The sequence below is a fragment of the Pedobacter frigidisoli genome (assembly GCF_004331675.1).
In the GTDB taxonomy this organism is placed as follows: domain Bacteria; phylum Bacteroidota; class Bacteroidia; order Sphingobacteriales; family Sphingobacteriaceae; genus Pedobacter; species Pedobacter frigidisoli.
The window spans coordinates 154,912-169,557 of sequence record NZ_SJSN01000011.1; the positions used below are offsets into that span (position 1 = coordinate 154,912).

Consider the following 14,646-nt stretch of genomic DNA (forward strand, 5'->3'; position numbering starts at 1 on the left):
AGCTCAAACATGAAGAAATTTTTAACCGCCATTTTCGCAATGGCAAGCACTACGTGTGCCCTCGCACAGGAAACGACAACCTCTCCACTTGAAATTTCAGGATCGGTTGATACCTATTTTAAGTACGATTTTGCAAAACAACCCAACATTACTACATCTTTCGCTTCAGATCATAATTCCATTTCTTTGGGAATGATAGATTTGGTTTTGAAAAAGAAAACTGGTAAGGCATCATTTGTTGGAGAACTTTCTTTTGGTCCAAGAGGCCAAACTCAATCTATTCCCGATGCTGCAAGTGGAGGTTCATCTTTTCACATTCAAAACCTTTATGTAAACTATGAATTTACAGATCAGTTTTCAATGACAGCTGGTTATATGGGAACCTTTATCGGTTATGAAGTAATTTCACCAGTAGGAAACTTTAACTATTCAACTTCTTACTTATTCACTAACGGCCCTTTCCAAAATGCGGGTATTAAGGCTACTTATAAATTCAGTGATAAAGTGAGCTTAATGGCTGGTTTATTCAACGATTGGAATGTTTATTCTGCTACAAGAGGTGTTTCTGCTGTTGGTGGCCAGTTAATGGTAGCGCCGGTTGAAGGTTGGACAGCTTACCTAAATGTATTATCTGGCGCTGGTGGCGGCGGTTATGGTACTATTGAAGATTTAACTACCTCTTACCAAATTACAGAGAAATTTAAATTGGGCTTAAATGCTGCAAATTACGATGTAGATAATGATGGTGGCGGTTATTCTGGTGTAGCTTTATATCCTCAATATGCAGTTGCTGATGCGGTAACTTTAGGTTTAAGAGGTGAGTATTTTAAAACTAAAAATATTGGTGGTGCTGGTGCAACTAAATATACTGCAGTAACATTTACAGCTAACATTAAATCTGGTGGTTTAACTTTTATTCCTGAGATAAGAATGGATCACAATGGTGATAAACCATTTGTAAAAGAAAATTTAATGGCAGCACCAAATGCAGGTCAATTCTCTTTAGCAGCAGTTTACGCTTTTTAAGGGAATATCCAATTTTTAATAAGGCCGCCCCAATGTGAAATTGGGACGGCTTTTTATTAACTTTATTTTTAGCTTAGTACAATAATCCATTCAGATGAAGTATACATTAATCTTATTCCTAGCTGTTTTTTCAATAAAATTATCTGCTCAACAAAAGCAGTTTCCAAAAGACGACAACGGGAAATTTATTTATTATAAAGTGGTTGATTCACAAGTTCTAAGTAAAAAGATCCTGTTGGAAAGGGCAGTTAGTTTTATAAATGATGTTCAAAAAAAGAATCTGAAACAAGAAACTTTAACAGATACTTCCATCACTGCAAAAGGTAAACTCGTAATTGATAAAACAATTTTAGTAGCCGGACACCCCAGTGGGGAAGTGAGCTACAATTTTGTATTCGAAGCCAGAGATGGGAAATACAGATTTTGGTTAACTGATTTCGAATTTATCCCTTATAAACGCGATCGTTATGGCAATTTCGTGGCATCAACAAATATTGGTACACCGTTAGAAAAAACCGTAAGTAAGCTTAGCATTGGTGAATGGAAAGACATTCAATCGAGTGCCTATCTTAAGGCTATTAAATTTGGTGAGGAACTTAAAAAATATGTGGCGACGGAGAAAGTAAACAAGAAAACTGCAAAAGCTCCTGAGACAATATCTACAAAAAAGTGGTAACGATATTTGAGATTTATTGTTGGAATGAAGTTACATCTTTCCAAAAAGTTCTTGTACCTTTTTATATCTAAAATTAAAAATCTCATTAATTTTTTTCTTTAAGGTAATGGAATTTGCCATTTTACCAATAGGTCCGAAGCCGACAGCATAATGCAGGATATCATGCATAAGAACCCCGCCATCTATCTTTTTAAAATGGTGTTGGTGATGCCAAAATGCAAATGGACCAAAGCGTTGCTCATCAATGAAGTATTCCTTGTCTTTAACATGGGTAATTTCGGTCATCCAATCTAGCTTTATTCCCAAAAGGGGAGAAACTTTATAGGTGATAATTAATCCTGGATACATTTTTATCTTATCCATTCCAGGTGAGGTTACATCAAAAGTCATGTCTTTTGGTGTAATTTCAGTTAGGTTTAATGGAGAGGAAAAAAAATCCCATGCGGTATCTAAATCAACAGGGATTTCTTGGTTAAATTCTATTCTATAGGTTTTCAAAATATTGCTTTATTGAGTTAACAGCAATACTGCTATTTTGTTGCAGAAATCGATTTTAATTTAGTGTCTATCAATTTTACAAGTGCCTTGAACTCTTTATCCTCATAGCCGATGGATTGATAAATGATTTTGCCATTTTCATCAATCAGAATATTTCTAGGAATGGATTGTTTTGCAAACTTGCTAAAAATATTTCTATCCAAATCTGGAAGTATAGGAAAAGTAAATTCTTTTTTTGATTTGTATGGTGTTAATTTATCCCAACCTTCTTCCCTTCCAAATACAAAGAACGCGAAATTTTTATCAGCCTTATGTTTATCCCAAATCTCTTTTTGAGCCAATGGAAGTTCTGTATTGCAAGGAGGGCACCAAGTTGCAAATAGATTGATCAGTATCAGCTTTCCTTTATAATCGGAAATATTAACGGTTTTTCCTTTTTCAATCTCAAAACTGAAAGCAGGCGCATTGTCGCCAATTTTAGTGTTGGTGCCTTCATCTTCGTTTTGTGCGAAAGCGGTAATACAGAATAGCGAGATAATAAGGGAAAGGAATATCTTTTTCATAAATAGGGATTATATGTTAAAGATACTCCTAAATAATTTCTTTTCAAATCTAGTGCACCATTTTATCGGCGCAGGTAGAGCTTGCAAATGCTTCGGGTTTAGCCTTGAAAATAAAACCCATGCTTAGGATGTAACCCATTGCATCGTTCAAAGCCTTGTTCGATTTGAATGATGGATTGGTGTTAATATCTGCATGAACTTCCAGCGCAACATCGTAAATGTCGAGCAAATCGCAAATGGAATAGGCCGTTTCAATAGATTTTTGTACTTCCATTAACATGCGCTCCTTAATACTTACTTGTTGTGAGCTTTTCTCTTGGTGGATGTACATAAAGCCCCCATGATGCTCTCTTACTAATACAATTACGGTTGCAAAATCTGTAAGCGTACCTTTAACTTGAGAATCGGTTCCGATACAGACTTTTAATTTAAAGCCGTTTTCAGTTTCCCTAATAATAGCTTTTTCAACTTCTTCTAGGATGGAAGATTGGATAACTTCACCACTAAATTTTTTCCATGTCATACATTGTGTTTTTTGAGGTTAACAAATGGTAATCAGGTTTTTATAAAAATAGGAGCAATAAATTAAATGTGTGTTAAGTTTAGATTGTTTATTTGCTAACAAATATTTAGTTATCAACAAGTTAGTTCTTTTAGTTGATCTTGCCTCTAAATTTTTTGAAACAAATAATTTTACCTGTCGTTACTATTGTATAATTAACTAAAATAAATATGATGATGAGCACAGAATTAATTCAAGAATTTCAGTTATTACAAAACAGTAGGGCTAATAAATTTGCAGATGATATGGCTGATAGAATTTCATCTTCAGTAGATGCCGTTCATGAAATTGTATCTTCATCACTATCCAAAAGAGGAAGTATGCTAATTGCCCTAGATAGCCGATTAAATTTTAAAATTTTTAGAAATTTAAAGCGACGTTTTTTCAAACAGTAAAAACTCGTAGTTTTTAGCCATAATAGAAATGATTACCTTTGTGGCAGAATGATAGAAAATGCCTTAAAACGATTGAAGATTACTGCATTAAATGAGATGCAGGAATCTTCAGTTAAAGCTGCAAAAGCAGATCGCGATGTTTTGTTGATTGCTCCAACTGGATCAGGAAAAACATTGGCCTTTTTACTACCCGTAATTTCCAATTTAAAACCCGATGTTAAAGGTGTTCAGACTTTAATTTTAGTTCCATCAAGAGAATTAGCCTTACAGATTGAACAAGTTTTTAAACAAATGGGCACACCATTTAAGGCAAATTGTTGCTATGGTGGCCATGCGGTAAGAATCGAGAAAAACAACCTTGCGCATCCACCATCGGTTTTAATCGGAACCCCAGGAAGAATAGCTTATCATTTAGAGCGTCATAATTTTGATGAATCTTTTATTGAAACACTTGTTTTAGATGAGTTTGATAAAGCTTTGGAATTCGGTTTTGAGGCGGATATGAGTTATGTCATTGGCTCTTTACTTTCATTAAAGCAAAGAATTCTTACATCGGCGACCAAAATGGAAGAAATTCCAGCCTTTGTAAAACTGAATAAACCCGCTGAGGTAGATTTTTCTAGAAACATTGAAATTAAGCCCGATCTAAAGCTTAAAAAAGTGATGGCTCCTGCAGCCGATAAATTGGAGGTTTTATTTAAGTTGCTAAGTAAAATTGGCAGTAAGAATACCTTGGTTTTTTGTAATCATCGCGAAACTGTAGATCGAATTAGTGATCTTTTATTCGAACATGGTTTAGGTCACGATGTTTTTCATGGCGGTATGGAACAGTTCGATCGGGAGAAAGCGCTCTTGAAATTTAGAAATGGAAGCCATAAAATTTTGGTTACTACCGATTTAGCTGCTCGCGGATTGGATATTCCAGAGGTTGAATACATCGTTCATTATCAACTTCCATACACAGAAGATGCCTACATTCACCGCAATGGCAGAACAGCCAGAATGAATGCAAAAGGAACCGCGTATGCCATTTTAACTCCTGAAGAAAATTATAAATACTTGCCAGAAAATATTGAGGAAGAAATTTTATCGGATAAATATAAGCTGCCCGAAGCAAGTGATTGGGTAACTTTATACCTGGCGCATGGTAAAAAAGATAAAATTAATAAGATTGATATTGTTGGTCTATTTTTGCAAAAAGGTGGCTTACTTAAAGATGATTTAGGCTTAATTGAAGTTAAAGATACCACAAGTTACATCGCTGTTAAACGCAATAAGGTAGATAAGCTACTCAAAATTTTAAGCGGTGAAAAAATTAAAGGAAAAAAATTAAAGTTAGAAATAGCGAGTTAGTTTGGCGTTTGTCGTTTGGAAAATACGGAGTTAAAGGTAGGCTGAAAACCTTACTTTTACGCATCAATAAATCAAATCAATAATAAAATATGAGTAATAACGATATCTTAAAAAAGCTGAGAGTTGCCTTGTCACTAAGAACAGAAGATTTTATCACCATTTGCGATTTAGTTGGATTTAAGGTTACAAAAGCAGAATTGGGCGATATTTTTAGAAATGAAGACCATGAAAATTTTAAACCTTGTGGAGATCAGATTCTTCGCAATTTCTTGAATGGTTTAGTTATTTATAAAAGAGGTCCGAGGGATGAGAAAAAATAATTCTTGAAAAATTTAAGCCATTCCTAAATGAAATTTAAGCTAATTCTATTATTCATTTTTATTTCAGCGGGCAGCCTTTTTGCTCAGCAACCTGATCCAGCTAAGAAAGAAAACTTTGCTGATGATTGGGCAGCTTTAACTAAGTATAAAAAAGAAAACGAGTTGTTAGGTTTGCCTAAAAGAGGAGAAAAAAGGATTGTTTTCTTAGGTAGTTCGATATTTGAATTTTGGAAACAAAAAGATCCAGATTTCTTTAAAGATAGACCCTATATCGATAGGGGAATAAGTGGACAGATTTCGCCACAGCTGCTTATTCGTTTCAGACAAGATGTGATTAACCTTAAGCCGAAAGTGGTCATTATCCTTGCGGGAAGTAACGATATATCTGGAAACACAGGCCATGTTACTATCGAGAAAATCATGGATAATATAAAATCAATGGCTGAATTGGCCAGACTACACCACATTAAGGTTATCCTTTGTAAATATCTCCCGATTAATAAATATCCTTGGGTAGAAATCGTTGATCCTGCTGAAAAGATCATCGCTTTAAACAACGAGATCGAAGCTTATGCCAAGCAAAGAAACTTCACCATTCTCGATTATTGGACACCCTTGGTTGATGATGCCAAAGGCCAACGGAAAGATTTAACGGTAGATGGTGTTCATCCCAACCTCGCAGGCTACAAAATAATGGAAGTGGTTACCGAAATGGCTATTAAAAAATCTTTAAGAAACGCCCATTAATCATTCTCAAACCCCTCTACAGAGAAAGCATATCTTATGTAAAATAAACTTTCAGTAATATTTGAAAGTTTAATAATAATTATTTATTTTTACATCGTGAAACAAGAGAAAGAAAGACCTAAAGCTTTTGACAAGTACTGTATATTTTAAAAAATAGGCTTAAAAAAATTTGGTTAATTCTTTCATTGATTTCTGAAAGTTTAATAATTTAATTATTTCACCATGAATTATAATTTACTCGGATATGGAATTTTCATCGCCATCATTGTATTCATTATCGTGGTTGTTGGAAAGATTTGTTATCGGAACGGCAATATATTCGTTGCCGAACTTATTCCTGGTCATTTAGACTTGTGCCAACAGATTAACAAGTCCCTCTTAGTCTCTTATTATTTGGTGAACATTGGCTATTGTGCAATGACATTGGTAGGGTGGGACAGGATCAATTCTCCATTACAACTTATTGAAGTGATGGCGTTAAAAGTTGCGACGATCGTTTGTATTTTATCAGTACTTCACTTCTTGAATATTTACCTATTAACGAGTACCATTCATAAATTAATAAAATAAAATCTAAAACCTTTAATCATGGAAACTACAAAAATTTTAATCGGTTATGCTGTGTATTTACCTGTTGCACTTTTTTTAACGCTATATGTCTCAAAAACGTTGTTTAAAAATAGCAAGATTTACATGCTCGATATTTTTAAGGGAAGAGAAGAAATTGCAAATGCCACGAATAAACTTTTCGAAACGGGATTTTATTTGTTGAATATAGGTTTTGCGCTTTTGATTATGAAGATCTCAATTTATACGGATAGTTATCAAAATCTAATTGAGGCATTAGGTTCTAAAATAGGTGGATTCTCTATTTATCTAGGCATAATGTTGTTCTTGAATTTATACTTTTTCTTTAGGGGAAAGAGAAAAGCAAAGGAGAGTCAAACACCGGCCATAGATATCGAGCCAGCTTATAAAAGTTAATTATTGCTGAGAAATGCACGTAAATAATAAAGTCCCGATTTTCATCGGGACTTTATTATTTTAATCTAGTTTTTTGTATCTAATTCGTTTTGGCATAACATCACCCAAACGTTTCTTGCGATTTTCCTCATAATCAGAATAATTACCTTCAAAGAAATACACTTCTGAATTTCCCTCGAAAGCCAAAATGTGTGTACAAATTCTATCTAAGAACCATCTATCGTGACTAATTACCACAGCACAACCTCCAAAGTTTTCTAAGGCCTCTTCCAGTGCACGTAAAGTATTTACGTCAATATCGTTGGTTGGCTCATCAAGTAATAGCACATTAGCTCCTTTTTTCAAGGTTATAGCCAAGTGAACTCGATTACGTTCTCCGCCAGATAATATACCAACTTTTTTCTGTTGATCGCCTCCATTAAAGTTGAATTTAGAAACATAAGCACGACCGTTTACCGCTTTTGTACCTAATTGAATATTGTCTAATCCATCGGTAATGTTTTCGTAAACGGTTTTATCAGAGTCTAAATCATTGTGCATTTGATCTACATAACCCAATTCTACAGTTTCCCCAACACGGAAAGTTCCAGCATCAGCTTCTTCTTGTCCAGTAATTAAACGGAACAGAGTTGTTTTACCAGCACCATTCGGGCCGATAATTCCAACAATGCCCGCTGGTGGAAGTGAAAAATTTAAGTTATCAAACAAGACCTTGTCACCATAAGACTTGGTCACATTTGTAGCTTCTATAACCACATTACCTAAACGAGGACCTGCAGGAATGAAAAGTTCTAACTTATCTTCTCTTTCTCTACCATCTTCTGATGCCAATTTATCGTAATTTGCCAAACGGGCCTTTGATTTGGCATGGCGGGCTTTCGGTGCCATACGCACCCATTCCAACTCACGCTCTAAAGTTTTCTGACGTTTGCTTTCTGTTTTTTCCTCTTGAGATAAACGTTTCGCTTTTTGCTCTAACCAACTGCTATAATTTCCTTTCCAAGGAATGCCCTCACCACGATCTAATTCTAAAATCCATCCAGCAACATTATCCAAGAAATACCTATCGTGGGTTACTGCAATCACAGTACCTTCGTAATTTTTCAAGAATTGTTCTAGCCAGTCGATACTTTCCGCATCCAAGTGATTGGTAGGCTCATCCAATAATAGTACATCGGGATGTTGCAGCAGTAAACGGCACATAGCCACGCGGCGGCGTTCACCACCAGAAAGTACACCGATTTTAGTTTCAGGATCAGGGCAACGTAGAGCATCCATCGCTCTTTCGAGTTTTGAATCCAATTCCCAAGCACCTAAAGCGTCAATTTTATCTTGAAGAATACCTTGCTTAGCCATCAATTTATCCATGGCATCTGCATCTGAGTAGTTTTCCTCTAAGCCAAAAGCTTCGTTAACTTCTTCGTATTCCTTTAAAATAGCGGTTACTTCGGCAACACCTTCCTCAACCACTTCACGAACTGTTTTTTCAGGATCGAGAATGGGCTCTTGCGCTAAATATCCAACAGAAAAACCTGGTGAAAAAACAACCTCACCTTGGTAGGCTTTGTCTAAACCAGCAATGATTTTAAGTAGGGAAGATTTACCAGAACCATTTAAACCGATCACCCCGATTTTTGCTCCGTAAAAGAATGAAAGGTAAATATTTTTTAAAACCTGTTTTTGTGGAGGGTAAATTTTATTTACACCTGCCATTGAAAAAATGATTTTCTCGTCTGCCATTATAAAAATTTTGTTTCTGCAAAGATGCTTAAAATGCGATGAAAAGTGAATGGTTTTTTAAAAAATGGAAATTAAAGAATATAATTTTTAATCAATTATGGATTTAAAGAAGTTCCATTTAAAAACAAATTAGTATAGCGATCATTCATTTTAAATATTATTTTTTTAAGTGAGTGATAGGATTTTATTCAATCTGATGTGATCATTTATGATGTAAAGTAATTTAAAAAGATATAAATATTGAATTATTAACATTTTTTAATCTCTAGGATTATATTTTTCAATTGATAGGAATTTAAATGATTATTTCAGGCTTTTGAATTAAATATCTTGGCATTACATAAAAGGAAAAAGATTAATCCACTGATTCCGAATTGTTGGAGATTTCAGATCATCCTGATAACGCTTAATGCAGATGCTTACGAAGAACAGAAGAGATTTTTTAAAAATGGGCTTTAAACTAACAACGTTACTTGTTTTTAATCCATTTAATAAATTATTTAAAATAAAAGATCCTAAATGGCCAACTTGGGAATCACTGATCGATTATGCCAGATGGTGCCCTAACATTCATAATTTGCAGCCGCATAGAATAAAAATCATTTCAGAAACAGAAGCCTATTTATACTATGATCCGGCTAGGTTGTTGCCAATAGGCGATCCTCGTTGTGTTTTCGTAACGGTAGCGATGGGTATTTTTATCGAACACCTTTCCATCGCAGCTGCAGTTCATCGTGTTAAAGTAGAACTGGTCGAAGTATATAAGCCAATCACTACGCAAGCTACATCTTATACCCGTTTTGCAAGATTAAAACTTGTAGAATCATCTGAGAAAGAGGAGTTAAACAGTGCATTAATTTTAGAAAGGAGAACCTCTAGATCACAATACGATGGTTTGCCGCTTAAAGAAGCTGTTCTGTCTAAACTTAAAAGTCAATCTCAAAAATTTGATCACGATTTCTTTTATTCAAATGATAAGGAAATGATTGATTTTACAGTCAAGCTTAATCAGCAAACATTATTTGAAGACCTTTCATCCACATCGAATAGAAAAGAGCTTGATCATTTATTTCGATATACTAAGCAAGAGGCAGCTACAAGGAGAGATGGCCTTTGGGCAAGGTGCATGGGCTTTCCAGGACTGCTTATGAAATCAGTTTTTCGTCATCCTGAAAGATGGAGCGAGGGGATTAAGAAAACTATGCTAACCGATTATTACAGGGCATCATTTAAGGGAACAGCCACAGTTTGCTGGTTAAGTGGCCATTTCGATAATACCAATGATTGGCTACGAGCAGGACAAATGTTAGCCAGAAACTGGTTATTAATTACTAAGGAAAAAGCTTACATCCAGCCATTTGGTTCATTAATTACGAATGCCTCAGCATACGAACAGATTACTAAAAAATTGAATCAAACAAAGGAGCAAAAAAAGATTTGGATGATATTTAGAGCAGGATATAGTAAGGAGCCAGCTAGAAGTTTTCGTTTAAATACCAACGAAATAATTATTAGATAAAAACGATGAAACATCTTTTTCTATTGCTTTACACTTGGCTTGTCGAGCGTTGCATTGCGTTATTTACTTTGTCGAATCTCCTCCATAAACTATTATATATTAAGGGTTTTAATCGTGTTAGGAACTTTAATGCTGTTGCCAAGTCCTATACCGAATTTGTAAAAGCCAAGAGAACAGTTCCTGCTTATCGCGATTTTTTGAAAGTTAATAATTTTAATGGTCCTACTTTTAAAGGCATGACCCCAAATCTTGATGAAATACCCGTAACTGATAAAGAAAATTACGTTAAGAAATATAAACTAGATCAGAGATGTGTTAATGGGAGCATTTCTAATTCAGGTGTAATTATAGATGAATCATCAGGGAGTAGTGGTACAGCTAACAATTGGGCAAGAGGAAAAAAAGAGCGAGATACAAATGCTCGAATGATAAAATTCGGCTTGCAAAATTTGTTCGGCAGTGATCCTGTTTTTCTCCTAAATGCCTTTGCGCTTGGTGCCTGGGCAACAGGAACTAACATTACCATAAGTTGTGTAAAATTTGCCAAAATAAAATCTATTGGGCCAGATAAAATTAAGATAGAGAACACCTTGAAGTATTTTGGAAATGAACATAAATACATCATTATGGGCTATCCTCCATTTTTAAAATCCTTGGTTGATGATGTGAAAATTAATTGGAAGGACTTTGATATCTCTTTCATATTTGGAGGTGAACCTATGGCAGAAGAAATGCGGGATTATTTATTATCCAAAGGAATTAAAAAGGTTTACAGTTCCTTAGGAGCATCGGATATTGAACTTAATATGGCTACTGAAAATGATTTCACCATTAATTTAAGGCGGTTGCTACGCTCAAATGAATCGTTAAGAGATAAAATTTTAAAGTACAAAGGTGCTTTGCCAATGGTTTTTCAATATAATCCATCAGACTTTTTAATTGAGGTAAATGAAAATGGCGAACTTATTTTTACGGTTTGCAAAACAGGCTACATAGCGCCAAAAATTAGGTATAACTTGCATGATAAAGGGCACGTTTTACAAATGCATCAATTACAGTCTATTTTAAAAGATTTTGGCATTGAAGCAGAAGAACTCATAAGTCCTCAAACCGATTTGCCTCTACTTTTTCATTACGGAAGAGCAGATATGACAGTTTCCTTTTATGGTTCCACTATCAGTCCTGTTGATATTCAAGAGGCTATTTATGGTTTACCTCAACTGGTAGAAACCATCCATTCCTTTTATATAGAAACGCCTGAAGATGTGGATGGAAATAAGAATTTAGTAATAGCCTTTGAGATACAAGAAAATAAGGATCTGTTAGCTATTGATGTTGAGCAAATGCAGCCAATGTTTTTTGATAAGCTCGCTAGCATCAACCAAGATTTTAGAGAGGCAAAAAAAATGTTGGCATCTTCTAAGCAAACGCAAATTGTTCTTTATGCATTTGGCCAAGGGCCATTTAAGGACGCTGATATTAGAATTAAGGCGAAATATATCAAATAAAAATTGAAGCTTACAATTATCTATTTCGACAAAGTGCTATTGTAAATGGAGACATATTATAACAACGCTTTCAAATTGCCAGTAACCTAGTACCACAAAAAAGGCCATAACAATTTAAGTTATGGCCTTAATGATTATGGTGCTTTTAAGCTTAAAAACCCAGTCCGAGCGTGAAGCCGCGAACTGCTGTAGTTATTGTAGCGCCTGCAGTTGCAGCACCCGTGGTTAAGTTAATACTATATAATTTTTGTACTCCGCCCACAGTGAAAATGCCATAAGCAACTCCACTTGTTCCACCAATATCGAAACCATTGGTCGCTTCTATATTTACGCCCAATGCACCAACATCAACAAGTGTACCTGCATTTGGTGGATCTTGTTTGTATAAACGATCGTTTGTTGCATCAATATCGTATAAAACTGTTGCCGAAGAACCTTGGAAGTTATTGGTATATGCTGATCCAGAAATTGCTGCAGATGCCAAAGAAATTGGCGAATCAACAGTTAATGCTCCATCAGCAGGGTTTATCCTAAAATTCTGACCAGTATTGCCAACAATTCTGATTCTATCTACAGTAGGGTTAAAATCTATACCAACTTGTGTAACCGTTAGTAAGGTTGTTAATGGACCACTACCCACCATGGTTGCAGCGCCAGAAGATGCGTTAATACTATAAATTCTACTGGTACTTCCAATGGCAAAAAGCTGTCCGTTAATTGGACGCATATCGATACCCAAAATACTTTCTCCAGTTTGAATACCAGTAATTGCTTTTGCAACTAATGTTGGATTTGTAACAGCTGGATTAAAAATAATTAATTCATTATTATTAGATACCGCAAAAGCTACGGGTTCTGTCGGAATTGCAAGGCCTGTTATTGACGAACCCAAGGTGCCTATTTTAGAAGCTTTTCCAGAAGTTAAATCTATCGTATAAAGTGCAGAAGTTCCAGCGCTTGTTAATGCTGCAATGGCCGCGGTTCCATCAGGATTTATATCGAAACCACCAGCTTCATCAACATCAAAGCCTAAGCTACCCACTTCAACCAATTTTCCATCATTTGGTGGATCTTGTTTGTAAAGTTTGTCGGTGGCTGCATCAATATCAAAAAGAATAGTTGTTGCAGCGCCAGCTTTATTTTGAGTGTATGCAACTGAGCCAATTTTTGCATTTGTAACGCCATTGATTACACCATCAGTGATCATTACTGCGCCAGTTTCTGGGTTTAAGCGTAAGTTTTGCCCTGTGTTGGTTACTAAACGGATCCGATCTACAGTTGGATTAAAATCAAATCCTACAGCAGTTCCGCTTATTGCTGGAGTAAATGGTGCTGCCGAAATAGATCTTGCTGCACCAGTTTTTGGGTCGATTACATATAAACGACTACTGCTACCCACGCCATAAAGTTGACCAGTTGCAGGGCGGAAATCAATTCCCAAAATGCTTTCGCCAGTTTGTAAACCCGAAATGGATACCTGCGAAGTAATACTAGATGGATTTTTAGCATTAATAAGCAGTAGCTTGCTATCACCAGTTAGGGCATAAAAGTTAACATCTGGGCCAGGAATTAAAGTTTCCATAGGTTCGTTACCTCTGTCTTTTTTACAAGCAGAAAATAGAATTGGGGTCATAACGGCAATAAGAGCCATTATGATAAAGTGTTTAGTTTTTATCATGATTTTTAATAAGATTTAATTAAGAAATATTTTTTAAGGATCCCAAGCGGAACCTATTTGGGCGGTTGCTCAGGTATTTGAAGATGGCAATGGGTAAGGTCAAAAATTCCAGTGAAAGAGCTTCTTTTGGAGTTGGATGATTTTAAGAATTCGAAATTTGATAGGCTTGGAATAAATAAATCAGCAAGTTTAACCTTTTCTTCTAATGGATTTTCTTTTTCCGAAGATTCAGGTTTTTCAGACTTCTCCGCACCATTTTCCTTGATTACCTGATTAGACAGTTTTTCGATGGGCATGGCATAAATCACCACCCTGCCTGCAAAAGCGATGAGCAAGATAAATACAAGAAATGTCCTTTGGTATAGAGAGGCCATGCTAAAGATTAATTTTTAGGATTTAGCTTAAATACGAGAAATACTTGCCCTTAGATTTTTTTGGAATAATTTTAATAAACTTTGATATTGGATGTGGAACGTATAGCTTAGCTAGGAAATCAATCCTATTATCATTAATCCCATGGTCATAAAAGAAAAATCAGCTAATGGCATTTTCTATTTAATTTACAGTAGTGAAGAAAATGAGCCATTTAGTGAGAATAACCTAAAAATGTTATTAAAACAAAGCTTCGATTACAACTCTCAAAATAATATTACTGGAGTACTTTTATATGTAAAAGGACAAAAGCTAACTAAAAGTAACGGAAAGTTTATGCAGTTGTTAGAGGGTGATGAAAAATTAATTCGATCACTTTACAAACGTATTGAGCATGATAATAGGCATAAATCGGTTTTGCTTTTACAGGCTGGAAGATATGATAATCGATTTTTTTCTAATTGGAGCATGGGGTTTGAGCAATTAGACAACGAGCTTTATAAATCTTTATCTGGCCATTTCAATTTAAGCAACGATTTAATGGAATGTAAACCCTTTTCATCTGACGCACCTTTGGAGTTTCTTCAAAGTTTCTACACAGAGGAAAGTAATTAGGTTATTATTATAAAAGAAGAGGGGCAAGATCATTACGACCCTGCCCCATCTAAATTAACGCTCTCGAAACAAAAGTAAGAGGCTATTATG

General features: G+C 35.2%; 16 protein-coding genes. 10 read left to right on the top strand and 6 right to left on the bottom strand.

The genetic code is table 11. From position 1 onward, the window contains the following. Window positions 1-9: 9 nt before the first annotated feature. Together EZ449_RS15115 and EZ449_RS15120 are read left to right on the top strand one after the other, a co-directional pair. Window positions 10-1,026 (top strand): porin, encoded by a 1,017-nt coding sequence (locus tag EZ449_RS15115; protein ID WP_131560297.1) that lies wholly within the window; start codon window positions 10-12, stop codon window positions 1,024-1,026. Between the two features lie 94 nt (window positions 1,027-1,120). Further along, the gene (locus tag EZ449_RS15120; RefSeq protein WP_131560299.1) at window positions 1,121-1,702 is read left to right on the top strand and encodes a DUF4468 domain-containing protein; all 582 of its coding nucleotides are present in this window, start codon (window positions 1,121-1,123) and stop codon (window positions 1,700-1,702) included. Window positions 1,703-1,732: 30 nt separating this feature from the next. Here EZ449_RS15120 and EZ449_RS15125 read toward each other — a convergent pair whose 3' ends face one another. The 3 genes from EZ449_RS15125 to EZ449_RS15135 are packed head-to-tail and all read right to left on the bottom strand — an operon-like array spanning window position 1,733 to window position 3,286. Next, complete coding sequence (locus EZ449_RS15125; protein ID WP_131560301.1) at window positions 1,733-2,200, bottom strand: SRPBCC family protein; 468 nt, start codon at window positions 2,198-2,200, stop codon at window positions 1,733-1,735. Between the two features lie 32 nt (window positions 2,201-2,232). Then, window positions 2,233-2,763, bottom strand: coding sequence for a TlpA family protein disulfide reductase (locus EZ449_RS15130; protein WP_131560303.1), 531 nt, complete (start codon window positions 2,761-2,763; stop codon window positions 2,233-2,235). Window positions 2,764-2,812: 49 nt separating this feature from the next. After that, complete coding sequence (locus EZ449_RS15135; RefSeq protein ID WP_131560305.1) at window positions 2,813-3,286, bottom strand: ribonuclease H-like YkuK family protein; 474 nt, start codon at window positions 3,284-3,286, stop codon at window positions 2,813-2,815. A 209-nt stretch (window positions 3,287-3,495) separates the two neighbouring features. Here EZ449_RS15135 and EZ449_RS15140 point away from each other — a divergent pair, with 209 nt between their 5' ends. The 5 genes from EZ449_RS15140 to EZ449_RS15165 all read left to right on the top strand — a co-directional run bounded on the left by EZ449_RS15140 (window position 3,496) and on the right by EZ449_RS15165 (window position 7,124). Continuing rightward, entirely contained in the window at window positions 3,496-3,720 is a 225-nt protein-coding gene (locus EZ449_RS15140) for a hypothetical protein (RefSeq protein ID WP_131560307.1), read from the top strand. A 48-nt stretch (window positions 3,721-3,768) separates the two neighbouring features. Beyond that, window positions 3,769-5,073, top strand: coding sequence for a DEAD/DEAH box helicase (locus tag EZ449_RS15145; RefSeq protein ID WP_131560309.1), 1,305 nt, complete (start codon window positions 3,769-3,771; stop codon window positions 5,071-5,073). An 89-nt stretch (window positions 5,074-5,162) separates the two neighbouring features. Further along, window positions 5,163-5,393 carry a DUF1456 family protein gene (locus EZ449_RS15150; protein WP_131560311.1) on the top strand — a complete coding sequence of 77 codons (231 nt, stop codon included), beginning with the start codon at window positions 5,163-5,165 and terminating at the stop codon, window positions 5,391-5,393. 27 nt (window positions 5,394-5,420) lie between these two features. Next, window positions 5,421-6,140, top strand: coding sequence for a GDSL-type esterase/lipase family protein (locus EZ449_RS15155; protein WP_131560313.1), 720 nt, complete (start codon window positions 5,421-5,423; stop codon window positions 6,138-6,140). A gap of 588 nt (window positions 6,141-6,728) precedes the next feature. After that, a complete protein-coding gene (locus tag EZ449_RS15165; RefSeq protein WP_131560317.1) occupies window positions 6,729-7,124 on the top strand; it encodes a hypothetical protein in 396 nt (131 codons plus the stop codon). A gap of 60 nt (window positions 7,125-7,184) precedes the next feature. Here EZ449_RS15165 and ettA read toward each other — a convergent pair whose 3' ends face one another. Continuing rightward, window positions 7,185-8,864, bottom strand: coding sequence for an energy-dependent translational throttle protein EttA (gene ettA, locus EZ449_RS15170; protein ID WP_131560319.1), 1,680 nt, complete (start codon window positions 8,862-8,864; stop codon window positions 7,185-7,187). A 448-nt stretch (window positions 8,865-9,312) separates the two neighbouring features. Between ettA and EZ449_RS15175 the strand changes: the two genes are divergently transcribed. Further along, window positions 9,313-10,383, top strand: a complete 1,071-nt coding sequence (locus EZ449_RS15175; RefSeq protein WP_165499774.1) for a hypothetical protein — start codon at window positions 9,313-9,315, stop codon at window positions 10,381-10,383. A gap of 5 nt (window positions 10,384-10,388) precedes the next feature. Then, window positions 10,389-11,891: a phenylacetate--CoA ligase family protein gene (locus EZ449_RS15180; RefSeq protein WP_131560323.1), complete on the top strand. Its 1,503-nt coding sequence runs from the start codon at window positions 10,389-10,391 to the stop codon at window positions 11,889-11,891. A gap of 151 nt (window positions 11,892-12,042) precedes the next feature. On the opposite strand, the gene EZ449_RS15185 is transcribed toward EZ449_RS15180, so the two are convergent. Beyond that, a complete protein-coding gene (locus EZ449_RS15185) occupies window positions 12,043-13,569 on the bottom strand; it encodes a DUF4394 domain-containing protein (protein ID WP_131560325.1) in 1,527 nt (508 codons plus the stop codon). 53 nt (window positions 13,570-13,622) lie between these two features. Next, window positions 13,623-13,943 carry a hypothetical protein gene (locus tag EZ449_RS15190; protein WP_131560327.1) on the bottom strand — a complete coding sequence of 107 codons (321 nt, stop codon included), beginning with the start codon at window positions 13,941-13,943 and terminating at the stop codon, window positions 13,623-13,625. 142 nt (window positions 13,944-14,085) lie between these two features. Between EZ449_RS15190 and EZ449_RS15195 the strand changes: the two genes are divergently transcribed. After that, window positions 14,086-14,556, top strand: coding sequence for a BLUF domain-containing protein (locus tag EZ449_RS15195; RefSeq protein ID WP_131560329.1), 471 nt, complete (start codon window positions 14,086-14,088; stop codon window positions 14,554-14,556). The last annotated feature ends 90 nt before the right edge of the window (window positions 14,557-14,646 follow it).